Source organism: Arthrobacter sp. M2012083 (genome assembly GCF_000281065.1).
GTDB lineage: Bacteria > Actinomycetota > Actinomycetes > Actinomycetales > Micrococcaceae > Arthrobacter.
Genome location: NZ_AKKK01000018.1, coordinates 41,044 through 62,521, shown reverse-complemented (window position 1 = coordinate 62,521; position 21,478 = coordinate 41,044). Strand labels below are relative to the sequence as shown.

Here is a 21,478-nt window from a genome sequence, read left to right as displayed (position 1 = left end):
TGCTCAACGGCGGCCCTTGGGGCAGGCGTGGACCGCGCGGCGCATCGGCCCGCGGATCCTGGCGCGTGAATCAACGTCCCAAAAGTCTGCGGACAGCGGTTCGCCGGGACTACGCTGTAGCCATGAGTGATCCCATCGTCATCCTGACTGAAGAGCCCCTCGGCCCCGACGACCGCGTTAACATCGCCAAATTGCTCGACGGCGGTGATGCGCCCCTGATTGTCCTGGTCCCGTCAAACACAGAGCGACATCTTCTGGTCGATTTCCTGGAGAACCTGTCTTTGCTTGATATCGCCAAAGCCTTCCGGGAACTCACTGCACAGCATCCTGACCCTGAGGCTGAGCGTGCGGAGGCCTCCGAGACGCTGGCTGCATCCTTGGCGGCATTGGCCGGGTTGGGCGGTGGCGTCACCGGGGAGGTGGTCGACGGCGGTGCCGTGGCCGGTTTGGTGGCGAAGGTCCGTGCGGTGGACGCTGCCCAGGCTGTGGTCATTACCCGGCCCCACGCCATCGCGGACACCTTCCACACGGACTGGGCCAATAAGGCACAGGATCAGCTGGGTCTCCCGGTCCTCCACCTGTACGCAGGTTCGGGATTTATCGGCGACTCGTGAGCGTTGCAATAGGCATGAACACTCCTGACAACACCAGCAATACAACTTCTGTGCCCGTGGAAAAGAGCGATGCCCAGTGGCGGGAGGAGCTGACACCCGAGGAATACCGGGTTCTTCGGCAGGCAGGAACCGAGCGGCCGTACACGGGCGAGTACTGGGACACCCACACGGAAGGCGTGTACCAGTGTCGCGCTTGCGGCAGCCAGTTGTTCACCAGCCGGGAGAAATTTGATTCCCATTGTGGTTGGCCGTCGTTCTGGGCACCCTTGGCCGAAGGCACGGTCCGGTATCTCCATGACCGCACCATGGGAATGGATCGTGTCGAAGTCCGGTGCGCCAACTGTGACTCGCATCTTGGGCACGTTTTTGAGGGCGAGGGCTATGGCACGCCCACGGATCAGCGGTTCTGCATTAACTCCGTTTCGCTTCGCCTGGTGACGCCGGAAGAGAGCTAGGCAGTTACGGACGGGCTGGCGCCCTGCCAGCCCGTCCGGGAACGCGGCGTTATTTCGGGGCTGCATGTGACGGGACTGAATCTCAACCCGCCTTCGAGCACCAAATGACCAAGAGTTTCTTATGCTCAAGTCATTCTTGGATTAGCAATGCTTTTTGCTTGCTACGCTCGGCCCAGAAGCAAACACCACTTCGAAAGGGCCGAGCTCCATGACCACCATCACCACCGACATCCTGCCGCGGGTCACCGCTGACAACGCCGAATGGATGACCCTGAAGGCCGCTGCCACAGCACTGCAGGCACACCAGGAGCAGGACGGCTCCATTGCCGATTCCGCAGCCCACAACGAGGCCGCGAACCTCGTTGCTACTGTGACCGACGCCATCGCTGCCCTGGTTCCGCACTTCCCCCACGATGCCCGGTACCTGGAGCTCCTGGTGGCAGACTTCGGCCGATGGGTCGAAGGCGGGTTCGGGGTTCCGGACTTCCTGGACTCCCTTCAGGCGTTCCAGCCCCAGGAGCAGCGCGTTGACGGCCTCCAGCACCTGGTGGTTTTCCCCATGTACACACAGAACGGCAGCACCAACAGGTTGGTCGAAGCCGTCCTGATCGAGGTCATCTGGCCGGAGTTCATTGGCGGCCTGGAGTCTGGCGAGTACTCCAACAAACTCTTCGTTCCCATCCGCTTCGTGGATTTCACTCCCGGGTACGACACGAACTCGGCTGTCCTCTTCCCCGAGACGGTGGCCGTCCGTGAGACCCCTACTTTCACGTGGGGCGCCATCTTCGCTGACCGGGAGGCCGCTCGTTTCCGCCGCGTCCTCAAGGCAGCCGCGGCCACCACATCCCTGGAACTTCCCGAGGATGCAGCACAGCTCATCGAGGACCAGGAACTGACCCAGCGAACCTTTGTGATGTGGGACCTGATCCACGACCGCACCCACATGCGCGGGGACCTTCCCTTCGATCCGTTCATGATCAAGCAGCGAATGCCGTTCTTCCTTTACTCACTGGAGGAGCTGCGCTGCGATCTGACTGCATTCCGCGAGTCCGTGCGCATTGAAAAAGACGAAGAAGCCGACCCCGATGCCCGCAAGCATGCAAAGCTCGTCCAGTATGCAGTGATCTTCGACCGGATTTTCCGTTTCGCCATCACGGGCAGCCGCGTCCGCAACTACGACGGCCTGGGCGGCCAGCTCCTGTTCGCATGGATGCACCAGCACCACGTGCTCCACTGGACGGACAGCAAGCTCTCCATCGACTGGGACGAAGCTGCCTCGGTAGTAGTGGAACTCGGTGCCAAAATCGAGGAACTGTACTGGCGCTCGATCGACCGCCCGAAGGCTGCCCACTGGCTTGCGGCGTACGAGCTCATTTCGAGCACCGTGACGCCCCACCCGGCGTCGGTATGGGCCAAGGGTCCGGACGCGCTGCCCTTGGACGGTCCGCCCCGCGGCCTCACGGACCAGGTGCTGGATGACGAGTTCCCCCTGTCCATGTTCTACGAAGCACTGGAGAAGAAGATGCGCCCTGTCATCGAGTCCACCACCGGCATCACCGGCTCGACGGCGGCCTGATGACCGCACTGACTATCCTTGTGACCGGCGGAAGCAGCGCTTCGGGCATCGCCGTGGCGCGCGCGTTGGGGGCCGTCGGTCACAGGGTGTTCACTGTGGGTTCCGACGATGTCCGGATCAAAGCGGCCGCGGCTGAAGCCGGCAATGGGGTGACTCCCCTGGTTTCCGATCTCTCCAGCCTGGACTCCGTCCGCGAACTTGCGGCCAGCGTCCGTGACCTCGGCGTCGAGGACATCGACGGCGTGGTCCACTTGGTGGGCGGCTGGCGGGGCGCCAAAGGCATCGAAGACCAAACGGATGAGGACTGGGAGTCCATGGAACGGAGCGCTGTGACCACGCTCCGCAACGTCTCCCGGGTCTTCTACAGCCAGATTGAAGCATCCCCGCACGGTCGTTTTGCCATGGTGTCGTCAACCACCGCCGCTGCTCCAACAGCTGCGGCCGCCAGCTACGCGGCGGCAAAAGCAGCTGCAGAGGCCTGGACCTTGGCGGTAGCGGATGGTTTCCGGCGGGCGCAATCCGGAAGCGCCGGAAACCAGGAAGCCCCCACCGAGCAGCACAGCGCGGCAGTAATTTTCGTGGTCAAAGCCCTCGTGGATTCAGCGATGCGGGAGGCCCATCCCGAAAGGCGATTCCCCGGCTTCACGGACGTTGAAGAACTGGCGGCTGCCGCCGTCGGACTCTTTGAACAACCCGCCGCCACCCTCAACGGCCAGCGAATCCTGCTGGCCAAATAGACTTGAAAGCGTGAATGAACAAGTGACGAGCACAACAGAGGCAATCCACAGCGCCCATGAAGCCCCCGGCGCGGGTCGGCTGCATGACCCTGCGGTTCGCGGGTTCGCATCGGACAACTACTCCGGCGTGCATCCGGAGATCCTCTCTGCACTGGCAACCGCCAACGGAGGGCACCAAGTGTCCTACGGTGAGGACGTTTACACGGCACGGCTGCAAGAGGTATTGGAGCAGCAATTCGGCCCGGGCATCGAGACCTTCCCGGTCTTCAACGGCACCGGCGCGAACGTCCTTGCCCTGCAATCCCTGCTGCCGCGCTGGGGTGCGGTAATCTGCGCCTCCACAGCACACATCAACATGGACGAGAACGGTGCACCGGAACGGGTGGGCGGGATCAAGCTCCTGCAAGTGCCCACCGGGGACGGCAAGCTCACCCCCGAGCTGATCGACCGGGAGGCCTGGGGCTGGGGCGACGAGCACCGCGCCCAGCCCTTGGTGGTGTCTATTACCCAAACCACTGAACTCGGCACCTGCTACACGCCGGAAGAAGTGCGGGCCATTGCCGACCATGCCCACGCCAAGGGCATGAAGCTGCACATGGACGGCGCCCGGCTTGCGAACGCCGCAGCGCACCTGGACGTTCCCCTCCGCGCGTTCACCCGCGACGCCGGCGTGGACATCCTGTCTTTCGGCGGTACCAAGAACGGACTTCTTTTTGGTGAAGTCGTGGTGGCCCTGAACCCGGAGGCAGCTGACGGCCTGAAGTTCCTGCGCAAGATGAACATGCAATTGGCATCGAAGATGCGCTTCATCTCGGCCCAGTTCATTGCCTTGCTGGAGGATGGCCTGTGGCTGCGTTCCGCCGCGCACGCCAACGCCATGGCCGCCCGGCTGCGAACGGCAGTAGAAGGACTCGACGGCGTGGAGCCAACCCAGGCAACGCAGTCCAACGGCGTGTTCGCCATCCTGCCCGACGGCGTGGCTGACAAGCTGCGTGAATCCTTCGCCTTCTACGACTGGGATGCCGCCCGCCGCGAAGTTCGGTGGATGTGTTCGTTCGATACCACGGAGGAAGACATTGACGCATTTGTGGCGGCAATTAAGCGCGAACTGGCCTGACAAGTAACACGTCCAAACCGGGGCGGCGAGCCTGCACAGATTCGCTGCCCCGGCCGCATAATCTGCGATGGTGAACGCCCTCGCACAGGTTCCCTCGGAATTTCTCTTCGCCTTGGGATCGCTACGAAAAGCACAATGCCGCAGCGAGCTGCGGCTTGACGAGATCCCCGCTCCTGCCCGCCTGGCTCCCTACGCAGTTGCCCTGGGAGCTGAAGTGTTCAGCCCCACTGCGGCAACCCGCCAAGTTCCCGTCCATGGACCGGCCGCCAAGGCCTTCGCCGCGAACCAAGGCACCAATCCCTCAAGCGAAGAGGACGACGAACTGGCCACTGGCCGCTTCATCCTCCTTTATGACCCCGACGGTTCTGCTGTCTGGGAGGGAGAGTTCCGCATCGTCACCTACATTCGGGCTCAAATGGACGCAGAGATGGGGAACGACTCCATGCTTGGCTCTGTTGCCTGGACCTGGCTCGTTGACGCCCTGGAGAACCACGCCGCACCCTATCGCGCTGCCGGTGGCACTGCCACCAGGATCCTTTCCGAAAGCTTCGGCACCTTGGCTGAACGACCGGACACCATAGACATAGAACTCCGCGCATCCTGGACGCCGGCAAGCCAGGATGTTCAAGCGCACCTCGAAGCGTGGTCTGACATGGTTTGTACCTTCGCTGGCCTGCCGCCCTTGCCGCCAGGCGTTACCGGATTGCCCAACAGGAGGCTCAATTGAGGGTGAGAATCGAGTCCTCGGGTAAGCAAAAAGTGAGCGCAAAAACCCACTGTGGCCGGAATCGGTAAGCTTAAGCCACCATGACCCCTGAAAATCCGGAAAACACCACGGCCGGCGACCCGGTTGCTGATCCCACCACCCACATCAAGGTAGACGGCTTCGATAGCCACGTCCCTGAAATCATCGATCTCGATACTCCCCGCGAGGGCGTACCCCTGGTCATCGACACCCCGTCCGGGCTGGAGCGGTGCGCAGCCGCAATCGCCGCCGGAACAGGACCCGCCGGAGTGGACGCAGAACGGGCTTCCGGGTTCCGCTACGGGCAGCGGGCTTTCCTGGTACAGATCCGACGCGAGGGCGCTGGAACCTGGCTGATCGATCCCGAACCATTCGAGAACCTGGACATCATCAATGACGCGCTCCGCGGCGTCGAATGGATCCTCCACGCTGCGTCACAGGACCTCCCGTGCCTCTCGGAGCTCGGCATGTGGCCGGACAAGCTCTTCGATACCGAACTTGCCGCCCGCCTCGCGGGACTCCCCCGCGTGGGACTTGCCGCCGTCATTGAACAACTTCTGGGATTCGGCCTCGCGAAAGAACACTCCGCTGCCGACTGGTCCACCCGCCCCCTGCCCGAACCCTGGCTGCGTTACGCAGCGCTCGACGTCGAAGTCCTCGCAGAACTCCGCGAGGAACTCATCGAGTTGCTGGAGGCTGACGGCAAGCTTGAATACGCCGAACAGGAGTTTGCAGGCATCCTCGCGGCGGGCCTTTCCGCCCCGCGCGTGGATCCCTGGCGGAAGACCTCCGGACTCCACCAGATACGCGACCGCCGCCAATTGGCAGCTGTACGCGAGCTGTGGCTTGAGCGCGACCAACTGGCACGCAAACGGGACGTAGCTCCCGGCCGGCTCATCCCTGACTCGGCGCTGGTGGCTGCAGCCAAAGCCATGCCCACCACCGTGCCGCAGCTGCTGGCCACCAAAGGATTCCACGGCCGGTCCGCCCAGAGGGAAGCCCCGCGCTGGCTCCGCTGCATCACCAACGCCCGCACACTCACGGATCTCCCACCGCTGCACTTACCCACCAACGCCCCGCCTCCGCCACGGGTCTGGGCGGACAGGGATCCCGAGGCCGCAGCACGCCTGGCCACCGCCAGGCCTGCCCTGCAGGCAAAGGCAGATGAGCTAAAGCTGCCAGTGGAGAACCTGTTGACACCGGACTATTTGCGACGAGTTGCCTGGCGTCCTCCGGCTGATGTTTCCCTGGAGTCCGTCGCTGCGGAGTTGCGCTCCTTGGGTGCGCGCGAGTGGCAAATCTCCTTCGCCGCTCCGATACTCACTGAAGCGTGCCTGAACCCGGCTCCGCTTCCCGGCAAAGAGTCCAAGGGGAAGGAAGTTCCCACGTCCAAGGACGCGCAACCTTCCAGCAATGCCGGCTGAGCTCCTACCCGCTTTGAGGCCTGTCATCCGAACCGAAGTTCGTGGTGGCAGGCCTTTCGCGTCCCCGAGGACAGGAGGGCAGCGCCTGCGTCGCGGGCCTTGCAAGCTAAGTTACCCACGAGTAACATTGGACCCAATGCCAGCCGAAGCCCCCGTGACGCGGGATTCGGCGCCATGTCTCAACGAGGAGTTATTACATGAGTCCATCACGCAGTGCTCAGAGAAACGTCCGCGACGTCGTGTTCGTGGACGGTGTGCGCACCCCCTTCGGCAAGGCCGGCGAAAAAGGCATATATGCGGGCACCCGCGCCGATGACCTCGTGGTGAAATGCATCCGGGAACTGATGCGTCGGAATCCCTCACTGCCCGCCGACCGGATCGACGAGGTCGCCATCGCCGCCACTACCCAGACCGGGGATCAAGGCCTCACTATCGGCCGCACAGCGGCACTGTTGGCCGGGCTCCCCCGCACGGTACCCGGCTTCGCCATCGACCGCATGTGCGCAGGTGCCATGACTGCAGTAACGACGACGGCGAGCGGCATCGGTTTCGGTGCCTACGACGTCGTCATTGCAGGCGGCGTGGAGCACATGGGCAACCACCCCATGGGTGCAGGCGCCGATCCCAATCCGCGGTTCATGTCCGAACGCCTGGTGGACCCCGCGGCGCTGAACATGGGCAACACGGCCGAGAACCTGCATGACCGCTTCCCCGCGATCACCAAGGACCGCACGGACACCTATGCGGCGGCCTCCCAGGCCAAGCTCGCCGCAGCCTACTCGAACGAACAAATCCAGCATGACCTGGTGCCGGTAGCCACCATGAAGCCCGGCCAGGGCTGGGCCCTGCACACCGCGGACGAGCCGCCGCGGCCCGGCACCACTGTTGCCGATTTGGCCGAACTGCGGACCCCGTTCCGCGCCCATGGTCGCGTCACTGCGGGAAACGCTGCAGGTCTGAACGACGGCGCCACAGCGGCGGTTCTCGCTTCGGCGGAAGCCGCTGAAGAACTGGGCCTCTCAGTCAAGATGCGCCTCGTCTCCTATGCCTTTGCCGGCGTCGAACCCGAAGTTATGGGCATTGGACCGGTTCCCGCCACGGAAAAGGCCTTGAAGAACGCAGGGCTGGGCATCGAGGACATTGGACTCTTCGAAATCAACGAGGCCTTCGCCGTCCAGGTCCTCAGTTTCCTGGACCACTTCGGCATCGCCGATGACGATCCCCGGGTCAACCGCTATGGCGGTGCGATTGCCGTAGGACACCCGCTTGCCTCCTCGGGCGTCCGCCTGATGAACCAGCTCGCGCGGCAGTTCGAGGAAGACCACTCTGTCCGATATGGCATTACCACCATGTGCATTGGATTGGGTATGGGCGCCACGGTGATCTGGGAAAACCCGCACCATGCAGCCTACGAATCGTTCACCGCCGATCAGGGCACCACTGACCAGGCCACCGCAGCCACCACCGAAGGAGCCGCCGCATGAGCGCCGCCGAATTCCAAAAGCTCGCCGCACTTTTCCCTGACGAGGTTGTCACACACTCCTATGTGCAGGACATCCAGCTGCCGGGGGGCGCCGGGACCTTCGCACTGATCACCTTGGACAACGGCCTTGACCACTCCAAGCCCACCACGCTGGGGCCCAACACGCTCGTTGAACTCGGCGACGTTCTGGAGAAGCTCAAGGAGCGCGCCTCGCGCGGAGAAATTGTTGGCGTCGGCGTGACGGGAAAGCCGTACTTCCTGGTGGCAGGCGCCGACCTTTCTGCCGTAAAAACACTCAAGGAACGCGAGCACGGGCTCTGGATGGCGCAGCTTGGCCACGCCGTCTACAGCACCCTCGCCAACCTGGGTGTTCCGAGCTTCGCGTTCATCAATGGCCTTGCCTTGGGCGGCGGGTTGGAGATCGCCCTGCAGTCCACATATCGGACCGTCTCCACAGGTGCCGGCGCCCTGGCCTTGCCTGAGGCCTTCATCGGCCTCGTACCCGGCTGGGGTGGCGTCTACATCCTGCCGCGCCTCATTGGTCCGGAGAACGCCGTCAAGGTGATGATCGAGAATCCCCTCAGCAACAACCGCACCCTCACCGGACCGCAGGCGTTCGAGCTCGGCGTGGCCGATGCCATGTTCGAACCGGCCGACTTCGTGGAGCAGTCGCTCGCATGGGCGGCGCGGGTCATTGCCGGCGAGGTGACGCCTGAGCGGAAGAACTCCGTTGAGGCTGCCGATGACACAGTCGCCGCCCGTTGGGCAGCTGCGGTAACCGCAGGACGGGCTTTCGTGGAGTCCAAGACCTCCAACGCCTCCCCCGCCCCGGGTAAGGTCCTGGACGTCATGGAGGCCAACCGCACCATGACCCAAGCCGAGTCAGCTGAACTCGAGTGCGAGACCCTCGCAGGCCTCATGCAAACCGACGAATTCCGCTCCACCGTCTACGCGTTCCTGGATCTCGTCCAAAAGCGCTCCAAGCGTCCCGCGGGCGCCCCCGATCGCAAGCTTGCCCGCCCGGTCACCAAGATCGGCGTGGTAGGTGCAGGGCTCATGGCAAGCCAGCTGGCACTGCTGTTTGCCCGGCAGCTGAAAGTCCCGGTGGTCATGACCGACATCGATCAGGCACGGGTGGACAAGGGCGTCGGGTACGTCCACGCCGAAGTCGACAAGATGCTTGCCAAGAAGCGGATCAAGCAGGACGCCGCCAACCGGACCAAAGCCCTCGTTACGGGTTCCGTCTCCAAGGAAGCCTTCGCCGACGCCGACTTCGTCATCGAAGCCGTCTTCGAAGAACTGCACATCAAGAAGCAAGTCTTTGCCGAGGTTGAAGCGATCGTTTCTCCCGAGTGCATCCTGGCCACCAACACGTCCTCCCTATCGGTGACTGCCATGGCCGAAGATTTGAAGCACCCCGAACGCCTGGTGGGCTTCCACTTCTTCAACCCGGTGGCTGTCATGCCGCTCTTGGAGATCGTTCGGGCCCCAAAGACCGACGACGCCGTCCTGGCCACCGCGTTCGAACTCGCCAAGGGACTCAAAAAGACCGCCGTACTGGTCAAGGATGCCGCAGCCTTTGTGGTCAACCGCATCCTGCTTCGCCTCATGGGCGAGGTCATCGCGGCGTTCGACGAAGGAACCCCGGCGGAGGTGGCAGACAGCGCGCTGCGTCCCATGGGGCTGCCAATGTCGCCGTTCACCCTGAGTGCCATGGTTGGCCTACCAGTGGCCCAGCATGTCCAGGAGTCACTGCACGCCGCGTTCGGCGACCGCTTCCCGGTCTCGCAAAACCTCCAGAAACTCATCGACAACGGAGTGAAGAGCCTCTGGGTCCCGGGCCCTGACGGAAATCCTGTCATCCCGGCCGAGACGCTGGCCATCATGTCCTTCGGCAACACCCCGTCCACTGGCGAAGAAGTCCTCCGGCGCACCCAGGATGCCTTGGCCGAGGAGATCGGACTGATGCTCGAAGAAGGTGTCGTGGCCGGACCCGAAGACATCGATCTTTGCGTCATCATGGGCGCAGGATGGCCGATGTTCCTGGGCGGCATAACGCCGTACCTGGACCGGGTGGGCGCATCGGAGCGGGTCAACGGCAAGCGGTTCCTCGCCCCCGGCGTCGCATCGGCACCGGCCTAGGCCCTAGGGTAGGCGTACAGAAGGACGGGCCGTGGCCGGAGCGAATGTTCCGGCCACGGTCCGTCTTCCTTAGTGGGCATATGCGTTGGGCGTGAGCCTTGGCTAGTGCGTGGCGTTAGAAGAGTGCCACCTTCGGCGCCCTTGGGAAGATCTCGTCCAGTTCGTCGCGATCTTCCTGCGTGGGGACCCAGCTCACGGCTGCGGCGTTCTCACGGATCTGCTCCGGACGGGTGGCACCCGCGATGACACTGCTGACGCCGGGCTGCGCGGCCAACCAGGAGAACGCCAACTGAAGCTCGCTGATGTCCCTTTCCTTGGCGAACTGGCCGAAGCGGCCAAGCTGCTCCCAGTCGGCGTCGTGTACCAGGTTGGTGCGGGTGTGGCTCAATCGTGAACCTTCCGGGGCTTTCCCGGCGGAGTACTTTCCGGTGAGCAGCCCGTTGGCCAAAGGGAAGTACGGCAGGACGCCCAAGGAGAAGGCCCCGGCTGCGGGAAGCACTTCCAGTTCCGCGCGCCGATCCAGAAGGTTGTAATGGTTCTGCGTCGAGATGAAGCGGACGCCTGCTGACTGGCGGCCTACGTACTCCGCTTCGGCGATCTGCCAGCCGGCAAAGTTCGAATGGCCGATGTAGCGCACCTTGCCGCTCGAAACCACGTCATCCAGGGCCGCAAGGGTCTCCTCTATGGGAGTGCGCGGATCCGGGGTATGGAACTGGTAGAGGTCGATCCACTCGGTGCCCAGGCGGCGGAGTGAAGCTTCTACGGCTTTTACGATATACCGCCGCGAACCCCGGGCATCGAAGTCTTTGCCGTTGGCTCCGCGCATGTCCATACCGAACTTGGTTCCGATGACCACGTCATCACGGCGGCCTTTCAGCGCTTTGCCCAACATGGCCTCGCTCAGGCCGGGCTCACGACCGTAAACATCGGCTACGTCAAAGAAGGTCACGCCGGCATCAATCGCGGCATGGACTACAGCGTCCGTACCTTCCTGCGACTCAGTGGGAGTATTGGCGCGGCCCAGGTTGTTGCAGCCCAGCCCCACAGCTGAGACGGTCAGTCCGGAATGGCCAAGGCGTCGGTATTCAGTCATGAATTCAGCCTATACGGGGCGCACGGACCAGTTGGTCACCCGAGGCAACAAAGAGCACCCCGAGCTAACGGGTGCCGTAAGAGATCCCTGATTCCTCCATGGCATCCTCAAGCTGCGCTATGGCCACCGGGCCCATGCCGTGGAGCTTGGAAAGTTCCAGCTCGCCGAACTCGGCCAGCTGCTCCAGCGTCTCTATCCCTTCGTGGGCCAGGGCCCGTTTCGCAGGCGCAGAGAGACCTTTGGGCAGCGGCGTATGTCCGGGCCAGTTGCTCTTGGACGACATGGAGATCCCTCCTGATGCGTTGGGGTGCTACTTAGAGAGTAAAGCCCGCGCCCTGCTTGGGCGAGTGCTTCACCCGGAATGCGGTGAGGTCGCTGTGCGGTGCTGCTGCAACAGTGAGCTTGGTGAAGTCCAGATCCTCACCACGGACACAGATCTTGATGGCGTTTACGGCTTTGTTGACGTCCGGGCAGAGGCAGAAGATGTTCAAGTGCCCGTTGCCGATTTCCGAACGGTCCACCACGCCCAGCCCACGCCACGCCAGCTCACCGGTGAGGGCGGCTTTGGCTTTCCGCTCAAGATGCCGGTCACGTTCGGTGCCGTCCTTGGTTTTCAACGCAATTTGGGCAACTACCCAGAACTGTTCGGTCTCGGGAATCTCGGCGTAGCCGTCTTCCTCGCATTGCGCGGCAAAGGCGGCCATCAGGCCTTCCACGGCAGATTCGTCGTCAACGTTTGCTTCGTCAGTCTTGCTTTGGTGCCCCACCACACCGTGGTTGACCACGAACTGCTGGTCTTCGTCGTCGTACCAGGCCTCCCGGAAGTGAAGTACTCCTTCGTCGTCGCGCTTATAGGCGCGGATGATGCCGCTCATGCTCGTCCTTTCCCGAACCACTCGGCGCTGGTGCTGGTGGCTCCATTGACGTCGAAAGGTGCTTTCATGGTGTCCACTGCCTCGAAGAGGGCCGCGCATTCCGCGCGCATTGCGTCCACCGTCTGTTGCGGATAGCCCATGGCCATCCGATGATGCTCAAACTCATCTTCGTCATCAACGAACACCCCGTGCCTGGTGGAACGGATGACGTCCAGGTCCATGTCGATCATGTGGAACTCTGTTACACCGGGCTTGAGGGGGTTCCAAGCGTGGGCTGTGGCGAGGTCGACGTAAATCCTGAAGTCGCCCGGATAGCTGTCGTCGTAGAACGTGGCCACGAACTCGCCGGTCCGCGGGACCAGTAGGACGGCATCTGACGCCGTGTAGAAAGCCGCGCCCGGGCGCGCGCAAAACTCCCCCGCTCCCTGAAATATCCACCAGCCGTGAATGTCCTCACCCAGGTAGCGGCCAGGCACCACCCAGTGGGCTTTGCCGTCCCATTTCCTGTTCCTCGACACCACGAGGTCACCGGGCTGCAATGCGCCCGGCACGCGCTCGTCCGTCACAGGGTTGGCAGGCTGCCGGTGGTGGGGTGTTCCTGGCCCGGGAGGGGCCTGGCAAACGGGACCTTCGTCCCCAAAACCTGGGCAACGACGTCGTGGGTTATTTTCTGGGCGGTGAGGCCCACGCGCTCCAGGACCTGGCTGCGGGAGCCGTGTACCAGGAATTCAACCGGCAAGCCCACCTCGTTCAGCGCGGTGTCCACACCTGCGGCCCGCATCTCCTGCCGTATGCGCGAACCCACGCCACCCGCCCGGACGCCGTCTTCAATGCAGATCACCAGGCGGTGACGGGCGGCAAGGGCGATGATCGATTTCCGGACAGGAAGTACCCACCGGGGATCCACCACAGTGGAGCTGATGCCTTGGGCACCCAAGCGGGTAGCGACATCAAGTGAGAGTTCGGACATGGCACCGACGCTGACAATCAGGACATCGTTCTCCGTGGAGCCTTCCGGGCGCCGCGCGAGGATGTCCACGCCGTCATGAAGCCTTTCGATGGCTTCAACCTCGGAACCGACACTGCCCTTGGAGAACCGAACCACGGTGGGGGCATCGTTGATCGCCACCGCCTCGCGCAGTTCTTCGCGGAGCCGGGTGGCATCGCGGGGAGCAGCCAAGTGGAGCCCGGGCACGATCTGGACCATCGCCATATCCCACATCCCGTGGTGGCTGGGTCCGTCCGGGCCCGTCACGCCGGCACGGTCCAGGACGATAGTGACACCGGCTTTGTGCAAGGCGACGTCCATGAGGAGCTGGTCAAAGGCGCGGTTCAAGAACGTGGCGTAAACGGCCACCACGGGGTGGAGGCCACCGAACGCCATGCCTGCAGCGGACGTTAGCGCATGCTGCTCCGCGATGCCGACGTCGATCACCCGCTCCGGATGGCGCTCAGCGAACTTGTGCAATCCCACAGGGATAAGCATGGCGCCGGTGATCCCCACGATGTCGGGGCGTTCGTCAGCGATGTCCGCAATTTCTTCAGCAAAAACCGAGGTCCAGGATCTGGCTCCAGGCATTTCGGTGGGCTCGCCCGTTTCAGGGTCAATGATTCCTACGGCGTGGAATTGGTCTGCTTCATTGGCGAGGGCGGGGGCATAGCCGTGGCCCTTTTCCGTCATGGCGTGAACAATGACAGGTCCGCCGTAGGCCTTGGCGGTGTTAAGCGCATGCTCCATGGCTTGGAGGTTATGCCCGTCAACCGGGCCAATGTACTTCATGCCAAGGTCCTCGAACATGCCCTGCGGAGCCCACCAGTCCTTGATGCCCTTCTTCATGGCATGAAGGCTCTTATATGTGAACTGGCCAGCCGGGCCGCCGTCCTGGAGTTTCTTCTTCCACCAGTCCAGCATCCGTTCGTAGGCCGGGGTGGTGCGGAGGGAGTCGATGGTGGGACGCAATGACGCAAGGTAGTCAGCAAAACCGCCCACGGTGGGAGCATAGGAGCGCCCATTGTCGTTGACAACAATCACCACGCGACGCCGCTTATCCGCGGCAATGTTGTTGATGGCTTCCCATGCCATTCCTCCGGTAAGCGCACCATCGCCAACAACGGCGACGACGAACCGGTCGCCCTCGCCGGTCAGCTGCCGGGCACGCGAAATGCCGTCTGCCCAGGACAGGGAGGAGGACGCATGTGAACTTTCCACGATGTCGTGCTCGGACTCCGCACGGTCCGGATAACCGGACAGTCCGCCTTGCTGGCGCAGCGTCGTGAAGTCCTGGCGCCCGGTGAGCAGCTTGTGCACGTAGGACTGGTGCCCGGTATCGAAGACGACACTGTCGCGCGGTGACTCAAAGTTCCGGTGGACAGCAAGCGTGAGTTCAACAACGCCCAGGTTGGGACCAAGATGTCCACCCGTTGCGGCTACGTTGGTGATCAGGAACTCCCTGATTTCGCCGGCCAGTTGTTCCAGCTCCGTGCCGGACAGTTTGGCCAGGTCCCGTGGATCCTTGACGGTTTCCAAAAGTCCCAACGGCCCTCCTTAGGGTGAATGACGTGCTTGTTAACTCTAGCGCGTACCCGGACCCACGCGTTGCGCCGTGGTTACGAGTCCTGGGATAGGCATCCCGGGCTACTGCCGGGACGCCAACAGCCCCGGCTGGTCGGGCGACCAGCCGGGGCTGTCCGGCTTCTGGATCAGCTGGAAACCAGCCGGTCCGTTATGCCGAGATCTGGCGCAGAACGTACTGCAGGATGCCGCCGTTGCGGTAGTAGTCCGCTTCACCCGGGGTATCGATGCGCAGAACTGCGTCGAAGGACTTGGCGGTACCGTCTTCAGCCGTGGCAGTTACCTTGAGCGTCTTCGGCGTAGTGCCGTTGTTGAGCTCGGTGACGCCTTCAACTGCGAAGGTTTCCGTACCGGTTAGGCCCAGCGTTGCTGCGGACTCTCCGGCAGGGTACTGCAACGGAAGGACGCCCATGCCGATGAGGTTGGAGCGGTGGATGCGCTCGTAGCTTTCGGCGATGACGGCCTTGACGCCCAGGAGCGCCGTGCCCTTGGCCGCCCAGTCACGGGAGGAACCCGAACCGTATTCCTTGCCGGCCAGGACAACCAGGGGCGTTCCTGCGGCCTGGTAGTTCTGGGCTGCGTCGTAAACGTAAGCCTGGGGCGCACCTTCCTGGCTGAAGTCACGGGTGAAGCCACCTTCGACGTTGTCCAGGAGCTGGTTCTTGATGCGGATGTTGGCAAACGTACCGCGGATCATGACTTCGTGGTTACCACGGCGTGAACCGTAGGAGTTGAAGTCCTTGCGCTCCACACCGTTGGCCAGGAGGTACTGGCCCGCAGGGGTGTCCGACTTGAAGGAACCGGCCGGGGAGATGTGGTCCGTGGTGACGGAATCGCCAAGCTTCAAGAGCACACGGGCGCCCGAGATGTCCTGGACGGGATCCGGCTGGGCCTTCATGCCCTCGAAGTATGGGGGCTTCCGCACGTAGGTGGAGTCTTCGGCCCATGCGAAGGTGTCACCGGCAGGGGTGTCAAGTGCCTTCCAGCGCTCGTCGCCATCGAAGACGCCCTCGTAACCCTTGGCGAACATAGCCTCGTCGATGGAGGAGTCGATGACTTCCTGCACCTCGGTGGGGTTCGGCCAAATGTCCTTCAGGAAGACCTCGTTGCCTTCGGAGTCGGTGCCCAGGGCATCGGTATCGAAGTCGAAGTCCATGGTGCCGGCCAGGGCGTAAGCGATGACCAACGGCGGTGACGCCAGGTAGTTCATCTTCACGTCCGGGTTGATGCGGCCTTCGAAGTTGCGGTTACCGGAGAGGACCGCGGTGACGGAGAGGTCGTTGGCCTGGATTGCCTCGGAGATTTCCGGCTCAAGGGGGCCGGAGTTACCGATGCAGGTGGCGCAGCCGTAACCCACGATGTAGAAGCCAAGCTTCTCAAGGTAAGGGGTAAGGCCGGACTTTTCGTAGTAGTCCGTGACGACCTTCGAGCCCGGGGCAACGGAGGTCTTGACCCACGGCTTGGAGGTCAGGCCCTTGTCAACGGCGTTGCGTGCAAGGAGGGCCGCAGCCAGCATGACGGACGGGTTGGAGGTGTTGGTGCAGGACGTGATCGAAGCGATCGACACGGCACCGTGGTCCAGCTCGAACTCGCGGCCGTCGGCAGTGGTGACCTTGACCGGCGAAGAGGGGCGGCCATGCGCACCGTTGGCGGCGGAGTAAACGCGTTCCGTCTCCGTGGTGTGCGAATCAGCGTGCGTGAAGGACGGCGCATCCGAAGCCGGGAACGATTCGTCCAAGGACTCATCCACGCTGCCGTCTTCGATGGCGACGTAGTTGTGGATGTCCTTGCGGAACTGTTCCTTGGCATCCGTGAGCTCGATGCGGTCCTGCGGACGCTTGGGGCCGGAGATGGAAGGGACAACCGTGGACAGGTCCAGCTCGAGGAACTCGGAGAAACGCAGTTCACGGGACGGATCGTGCCAGAGGCCCTGTTCCTTGCTGTATGCCTCCACGAGGGCGACGTTTGCTTCGGAACGGCCGGTCAGGCGCAGGTAGTCCAAGGTGACGTCGTCGATCGGGAACATGGCAGCCGTGGAACCGAATTCCGGGCTCATGTTGCCGATGGTGGCGCGGTTGGCCAACGGCACAGCGGCAACGCCTTCACCGTAGAACTCAACGAACTTGCCAACAACACCGTGCTTGCGCAGCATCTCGGTGATGGTCAGCACCACGTCAGTAGCGGTGGCGCCAGCGGGGATGCTGCCCTTGAGCTTGAAGCCCACAACGCGGGGAATCAGCATGGAGACGGGCTGGCCGAGCATCGCTGCTTCGGCTTCGATACCGCCAACGCCCCAACCCAGGATGCCCAGGCCGTTGACCATGGTGGTGTGCGAGTCGGTGCCAACACAGGTGTCGGGGTAGGCGCGGACAACGCCGTCTACCTCGCGGGTCATGACAGTGCGGGCCAAGTACTCGATGTTGACCTGGTGGACGATGCCGGTTCCCGGGGGAACAACCTTGAAGTCATCGAATGCGGTCTGGCCCCAGCGAAGGAACTGGTAGCGCTCACCGTTGCGCTGGTATTCGATCTCCATGTTGCGCTCCAGTGCGCCGGAGTTTCCGAAGGCGTCGATCTGGACGGAGTGGTCGATGACCATTTCTGCAGGTGCCAACGGGTTGACCCGCTTGGGGTCACCGCCAAGCTCCTTGACGGCTTCACGCATGGTAGCCAGGTCCACGACGCAGGGAACGCCAGTGAAGTCCTGCATGATGACGCGGGCGGGGGTGAACTGGATTTCCGTGTCGGGCTCCGCATTGGGATCCCAACCGGCCAGGGCGCGGACATGGTCAGCCGTTATATTGGCGCCATCCTCAGTCCGCAGGAGGTTTTCAAGCAATACCTTAAGGCTGAACGGAAGGCTGTCTGCGCCCTCTACGGAGTTCAACCGGAAAATTTCATAGTCGGTGCCGGCTACATTCAGTACGCCTTTGGAACCGAAGCTGTCCACAGTGCTCATGGCAGGACTCCTCTCGCAACAGTTTCATCTTTGTCGCGTGGTTGGCCGCTAGCCAGTTAGGCGCACCTTACTTAGCCGGGCGGCATCTCTCGTGGTCACCCCGGGTCCGCGGCGTTGAAGACTGCGGACCGGGGCTACTACAGCCATCGTAGTGGCATACTCCGGCATTGCGTCACTGATCAGGCATCGCGATGGAAACCGGCAATTACTCCTTCTCCACTATGGACGCCGGGCGGCCTCCCGGCTACGCGGCGGGGACGATCAGCCCTACCGTTTCCAGGTGATGGGTGTTCGGGTACAGGTCGAAGGCCCGCAGCGACTCAAGTCGCCAACCTCCTTGATGGAAGTAACCCAGATCACGCGCAAAGGATGCCGGATCGCACGACACATAGGCGATTGCACGGGGCCCGGTGGCCATCAGTTGCTTGACCACCGCCTTGCCTGCTCCGGCGCGGGGCGGATCCAGCACCAGTGAGTCGAAGCTGCGGGCGCGTTGGTGCAGGACCCGCTCAACACGCCCTTGAACGATTTCCACCTGGGTTTCCCCGTGCAGGTTCTTGCGGGCGTCGCGACTGGTGCCCGGCGCGCCCTCCACGGAAAGTACCGAGCCGGTCACTCCGACTGCGTCCGCCAAAGGTGCCGTGAACAGGCCGGCGCCTGCGTAGAGGTCGGCAACTGCGGCGCCGGGCTGCAAGTACCCGCCGTTGGAAAGATAGCCCGTTACAGCGTCTACCAGCGTGTCCGGGGCGTCCTTGTGAATCTGCCAAAACCCCTCACCGGTCACACGGTATTCATGGCCGGCTGCACTTTCCTGCACCCAGGTCCTCCCCCGCAGCTGCAGGACTTCCCCTTTGCTGGGATCGAAGCTCGCAACTGAAACGTCATGCGGCAACTGGGACACGATGCTGTGCAATCTCTTGGGGCTTGTTGATTCTTCCGGAGCCAGCAGGATCAGGGGTCGCGAACCGTTGGCAGGCACCGCGACCTCCACACGGGCGATGCCCGACAGGTCAAGATCCCAAAGCTTCAGCCCGTTGACGCCCGCAAGCGCCAACGGCATCTCCTTGATGGGAAGCACAACGTCCGAACGGTGCGCATGCATGCCCAAACGGCCCTTGGGGGTCACCGCGAAGCTGGCGCGCGTGCGCCAGCCAAGTCCGTCGTCGTGATTGTCTCCCACGCCTTCCACCTCGGTGGCGAGGTCCAAGCCGGCAAGCCGCTTGAGCTGTTCGGCAAGTACTTCCGCTTTCAGGGCCCGCTGGCGCTGCAGGGAAATATGGCCGAGCTCGGCTCCACCTACCGGCGGAGCTCCGCGGCTCCATGAGCCCAACGAATCGGCCTGCTTCCAAAAATGCGGAACGCGGTCCGGTGAAGCCTCCAGGACCTCGACGACGTCGGCACGCCAGAAGCGCGACGAGTCGCCGGAGTCCGTCAAGCGGATACGGACCTTCTCCCCCGGGATCGCGTGCCTGACGAAGATGACGCGCCCTTCGTGCCGGGCGACGAAGTGCCCGCCGTGGGCGATGGGGCCAACGCCAACCACCAGTTCGGTGCCGGGCTCGCCCTGGCCTCCGCCGTGTCCTGCGTTATGGGAATTGTTCTGGGAGGTCATTGGGTATCCTGCAGTGCCTTTGCTTCTTCGGACGACTTCAGCTGCCACGGAACGCTGGCAACCATGACTCCGGGTTCGAAATGGAGCCTTGTCTTGATTCTGAGTGCTGTTTGGTTATGGACGAGTTGTTCCCACCATTTGCCCACCACATATTCGGGGATGTACACCACAATCAGGTCCCGCGGTGAGTCGCGGCGCATGTTCTTGATGTAGTCCATGATGGGCGTCACGGTCTCGCGGTAGGGACTGGCCAACACGGTCAGGGGAACCGGAATCTCCAGCTTCTCCCAATCCTTGACGGTCTGTGCTGTCTCCTCAGGGCTGATGTCCACGGTGACGGCGTCCAAGCGCGAGGGCCTGGAAGCCCGCGCGTAGGCCAGTGCCCGGAGGACCGGCTTCCGCACGTGGGAAACGAGGAGAACCGCATGAACCCTGGTGGGAAGTGCACGCGGAGAGGAGTCCTCGTCCACAGCCAACTCCCTGGCCACGTTGTCATAGTGGGCCCGGATGCTCCACATGATGAGGAAGAGGACGAACATGGCGAGCAGGGCGATCCAGGCGCCCTGTTCGAACTTGGTGATGAGGACGATGACCAGGACCAAAGCAGTCATCCCGAAACCCAGCATGTTGATGGTCCGCGACTTGATGATGCGCCGGCGGACAGCTTTGTCCCGGGCCAGTTTCAGTTCGCGGCCCCAGTGCCGGATCATGCCGAGCTGGCTGGCTGTGAACGAGATGAAGACGCCCACAATGTACAGCTGGATCAGCTTGGTGACATCTGCGTTGAACGCAAGAATCAGCACCAGCGCCCCGGCTGCCAGCGCAAGGACGCCGTTGCTGAACGCAAGCCTGTCGCCTCTTGTGCGGAGTTGTCGGGGCAGGTAGCCGTCCTGGGCCAGGATTGAACCCAGCACGGGGAAGCCGTTGAACGCCGTGTTGGAGGCGAACACCAGGATGATGCCCGTGGCCGCAACTACGACGTAAAAAAGAATGGAACCGGACCCAAAGATGGTGTCGGCAATCTGGCTGATAGCAGGAGTCTGGATGTAACCCTCGGGAAGCGGCTTTCCGTTCACCAGGAATTCCCGGGCCGGGTCCAGGACGATGTGCACCTTGGTGGCGTTGGCAAGGTAGAGGATGCCGGCCAGCATGGACGCTGCAATGACGCCGAGCAGCAGCAACGTGGTGGCCGCGTTTTTGCTTTTGGGCTTCTGGAAGTTCGGGACGCCATTGCTGATGGCTTCGACGCCGGTCAGCGCGGCGGCTCCCGATGAAAAGGCACGTAGGAGCAAGAAAGCTCCGGCCAGCCCTACCAGGCCTTCGTCGAATCCGGGCTCAGGGACAATGGTGAAGTTGGCGGACGGCGCCTCGCCCAAGGTGCCGGTGGCTGCTTGGAAGATGCCCACCGCGGTCATGCCCAGGATGGACGCCATGAAGATGTACGTGGGGACGGCGAAAAGCGTCCCGGCTTCCTTGACTCCGCGAAGATTGACCAGAGCCAGGATGATCACACCGATGGTGGCAATAAGTGCCTGCTGTCCATGCAGTGCCGGGATGGCCGTGGTCAAGTACGTAGCGGCTGACGACATGGACACAGCAACCGTCAGAACATAATCCACCAGTAGGGCGGAGGCTACGGTGAGCCCGGCATACTTACCAAGGTTGACGTTGGCAATCTCGTAGTCGCCACCCCCGGACGGATAGGCGTGCACGTTCTGACGGTAGGATGCCACCACTGTGAGCAACACCACCATGACGGCGAGACCCACCAACGGGGAAAAGGCCACGGCGCTCACGCCTGCAAGGGCGAGCGTCAGCAGGATTTCGTCCGGGGCATAAGCCACTGAGGACAGGGCGTCCGAGGCGAAGATCGGCAAAGCGATGCGTTTGGGCAACAGGGTGTGGGACAGGCGGTCGTTCCTGACTGGCCGGCCCACCAACACCCGCTTCGCGGCATTCAGAATTGTCAGCACTCCGCAAAGCTACTCTGAATCCCCAGGGATGTCATGACGGTTGGTCGCCTGCTTACCCGCCCTGCACCGGTAAAGTCGTACCGAGCGGGATAGAGAACACA

The 21,478-nt window shown here is 62.8% G+C and carries 17 protein-coding genes; 9 read left to right on the top strand and 8 right to left on the bottom strand.

Annotation, left to right across the window (positions count from 1 at the left end; all coding sequences use genetic code 11):
• The first annotated feature begins 122 nt into the window (after window positions 1–122).
• The 9 genes from A477_RS0110295 to A477_RS0110255 all read left to right on the top strand — a co-directional run bounded on the left by A477_RS0110295 (window position 123) and on the right by A477_RS0110255 (window position 10,293).
• Complete coding sequence (locus tag A477_RS0110295; protein ID WP_026005514.1) at window positions 123–614, top strand: hypothetical protein; 492 nt, start codon at window positions 123–125, stop codon at window positions 612–614.
• Window positions 615–628: 14 nt separating this feature from the next.
• Window positions 629–1,069, top strand: coding sequence for a peptide-methionine (R)-S-oxide reductase MsrB (gene msrB, locus A477_RS0110290; protein ID WP_017198921.1), 441 nt, complete (start codon window positions 629–631; stop codon window positions 1,067–1,069).
• A 208-nt stretch (window positions 1,070–1,277) separates the two neighbouring features.
• Window positions 1,278–2,645 (top strand): DUF6421 family protein, encoded by a 1,368-nt coding sequence (locus A477_RS0110285; protein WP_017198920.1) that lies wholly within the window; start codon window positions 1,278–1,280, stop codon window positions 2,643–2,645.
• Window positions 2,645–3,382, top strand: a complete 738-nt coding sequence (locus A477_RS0110280) for an SDR family NAD(P)-dependent oxidoreductase (protein ID WP_017198919.1) — start codon at window positions 2,645–2,647, stop codon at window positions 3,380–3,382. The genes A477_RS0110285 and A477_RS0110280 overlap by 1 nt, the downstream gene beginning before the upstream one ends.
• Before the next feature lie 10 nt (window positions 3,383–3,392).
• Window positions 3,393–4,499, top strand: coding sequence for a threonine aldolase family protein (locus A477_RS0110275; RefSeq protein WP_017198918.1), 1,107 nt, complete (start codon window positions 3,393–3,395; stop codon window positions 4,497–4,499).
• A 67-nt stretch (window positions 4,500–4,566) separates the two neighbouring features.
• Window positions 4,567–5,226: a DUF3000 domain-containing protein gene (locus tag A477_RS0110270; RefSeq protein WP_017198917.1), complete on the top strand. Its 660-nt coding sequence runs from the start codon at window positions 4,567–4,569 to the stop codon at window positions 5,224–5,226.
• Window positions 5,227–5,306: 80 nt separating this feature from the next.
• Complete coding sequence (locus A477_RS0110265; RefSeq protein ID WP_017198916.1) at window positions 5,307–6,668, top strand: HRDC domain-containing protein; 1,362 nt, start codon at window positions 5,307–5,309, stop codon at window positions 6,666–6,668.
• Window positions 6,669–6,865: 197 nt separating this feature from the next.
• A complete protein-coding gene (locus A477_RS0110260; RefSeq protein ID WP_017198915.1) occupies window positions 6,866–8,152 on the top strand; it encodes a thiolase family protein in 1,287 nt (428 codons plus the stop codon).
• The gene (locus A477_RS0110255) at window positions 8,149–10,293 is read left to right on the top strand and encodes a 3-hydroxyacyl-CoA dehydrogenase NAD-binding domain-containing protein (protein ID WP_017198914.1); all 2,145 of its coding nucleotides are present in this window, start codon (window positions 8,149–8,151) and stop codon (window positions 10,291–10,293) included. Before A477_RS0110260 ends, A477_RS0110255 begins: the two co-directional genes overlap by 4 nt.
• Before the next feature lie 115 nt (window positions 10,294–10,408).
• Here A477_RS0110255 and A477_RS0110250 read toward each other — a convergent pair whose 3' ends face one another.
• The 8 genes from A477_RS0110250 to A477_RS0110215 form a co-directional block, all read right to left on the bottom strand.
• Window positions 10,409–11,386 (bottom strand): aldo/keto reductase, encoded by a 978-nt coding sequence (locus A477_RS0110250; RefSeq protein ID WP_017198913.1) that lies wholly within the window; start codon window positions 11,384–11,386, stop codon window positions 10,409–10,411.
• Between the two features lie 64 nt (window positions 11,387–11,450).
• Complete coding sequence (locus tag A477_RS0110245; protein WP_017198912.1) at window positions 11,451–11,669, bottom strand: helix-hairpin-helix domain-containing protein; 219 nt, start codon at window positions 11,667–11,669, stop codon at window positions 11,451–11,453.
• A gap of 31 nt (window positions 11,670–11,700) precedes the next feature.
• On the bottom strand, window positions 11,701–12,261 hold the full coding sequence (locus tag A477_RS0110240; RefSeq protein WP_017198911.1) for a hypothetical protein: 561 nt from the start codon (window positions 12,259–12,261) through the stop codon (window positions 11,701–11,703).
• Window positions 12,258–12,827, bottom strand: coding sequence for a DUF402 domain-containing protein (locus tag A477_RS0110235; protein ID WP_017198910.1), 570 nt, complete (start codon window positions 12,825–12,827; stop codon window positions 12,258–12,260). Before A477_RS0110235 ends, A477_RS0110240 begins: the two co-directional genes overlap by 4 nt.
• The gene (gene dxs, locus A477_RS0110230; RefSeq protein WP_017198909.1) at window positions 12,824–14,797 is read right to left on the bottom strand and encodes a 1-deoxy-D-xylulose-5-phosphate synthase; all 1,974 of its coding nucleotides are present in this window, start codon (window positions 14,795–14,797) and stop codon (window positions 12,824–12,826) included. Before dxs ends, A477_RS0110235 begins: the two co-directional genes overlap by 4 nt.
• Window positions 14,798–14,984: 187 nt before the next feature.
• The gene (gene acnA / locus A477_RS0110225; protein WP_017198908.1) at window positions 14,985–17,792 is read right to left on the bottom strand and encodes an aconitate hydratase AcnA; all 2,808 of its coding nucleotides are present in this window, start codon (window positions 17,790–17,792) and stop codon (window positions 14,985–14,987) included.
• A 244-nt stretch (window positions 17,793–18,036) separates the two neighbouring features.
• Complete coding sequence (locus A477_RS0110220; protein WP_017198907.1) at window positions 18,037–19,404, bottom strand: class I SAM-dependent RNA methyltransferase; 1,368 nt, start codon at window positions 19,402–19,404, stop codon at window positions 18,037–18,039.
• Entirely contained in the window at window positions 19,401–21,377 is a 1,977-nt protein-coding gene (locus tag A477_RS0110215) for an APC family permease (protein WP_017198906.1), read from the bottom strand. Before A477_RS0110215 ends, A477_RS0110220 begins: the two co-directional genes overlap by 4 nt.
• Window positions 21,378–21,478 lie beyond the last annotated feature (101 nt).

Excerpts from the sequence above, each read along its gene's own strand:
- A477_RS0110295 (WP_026005514.1), top strand. The coding sequence starts at position 123 with ATGAGTGATCCCATCGTCATCCTGACTGAAGAGCCCCTCGGCCCCGAC.
- msrB (WP_017198921.1), top strand. The coding sequence starts at position 629 with ATGAACACTCCTGACAACACCAGCAATACAACTTCTGTGCCCGTGGAA.
- A477_RS0110285 (WP_017198920.1), top strand. The coding sequence starts at position 1,278 with ATGACCACCATCACCACCGACATCCTGCCGCGGGTCACCGCTGACAAC.
- A477_RS0110280 (WP_017198919.1), top strand. The coding sequence starts at position 2,645 with ATGACCGCACTGACTATCCTTGTGACCGGCGGAAGCAGCGCTTCGGGC.
- A477_RS0110270 (WP_017198917.1), top strand. The coding sequence starts at position 4,567 with ATGGTGAACGCCCTCGCACAGGTTCCCTCGGAATTTCTCTTCGCCTTG.
- A477_RS0110265 (WP_017198916.1), top strand. The coding sequence starts at position 5,307 with ATGACCCCTGAAAATCCGGAAAACACCACGGCCGGCGACCCGGTTGCT.
- A477_RS0110260 (WP_017198915.1), top strand. The coding sequence starts at position 6,866 with ATGAGTCCATCACGCAGTGCTCAGAGAAACGTCCGCGACGTCGTGTTC.
- A477_RS0110255 (WP_017198914.1), top strand. The coding sequence starts at position 8,149 with ATGAGCGCCGCCGAATTCCAAAAGCTCGCCGCACTTTTCCCTGACGAG.
- A477_RS0110250 (WP_017198913.1), bottom strand. The coding sequence starts at position 11,386 with ATGACTGAATACCGACGCCTTGGCCATTCCGGACTGACCGTCTCAGCT.
- A477_RS0110245 (WP_017198912.1), bottom strand. The coding sequence starts at position 11,669 with ATGTCGTCCAAGAGCAACTGGCCCGGACATACGCCGCTGCCCAAAGGT.
- A477_RS0110240 (WP_017198911.1), bottom strand. The coding sequence starts at position 12,261 with ATGAGCGGCATCATCCGCGCCTATAAGCGCGACGACGAAGGAGTACTT.
- acnA (WP_017198908.1), bottom strand. The coding sequence starts at position 17,792 with ATGAGCACTGTGGACAGCTTCGGTTCCAAAGGCGTACTGAATGTAGCC.
- A477_RS0110220 (WP_017198907.1), bottom strand. The coding sequence starts at position 19,404 with ATGACCTCCCAGAACAATTCCCATAACGCAGGACACGGCGGAGGCCAG.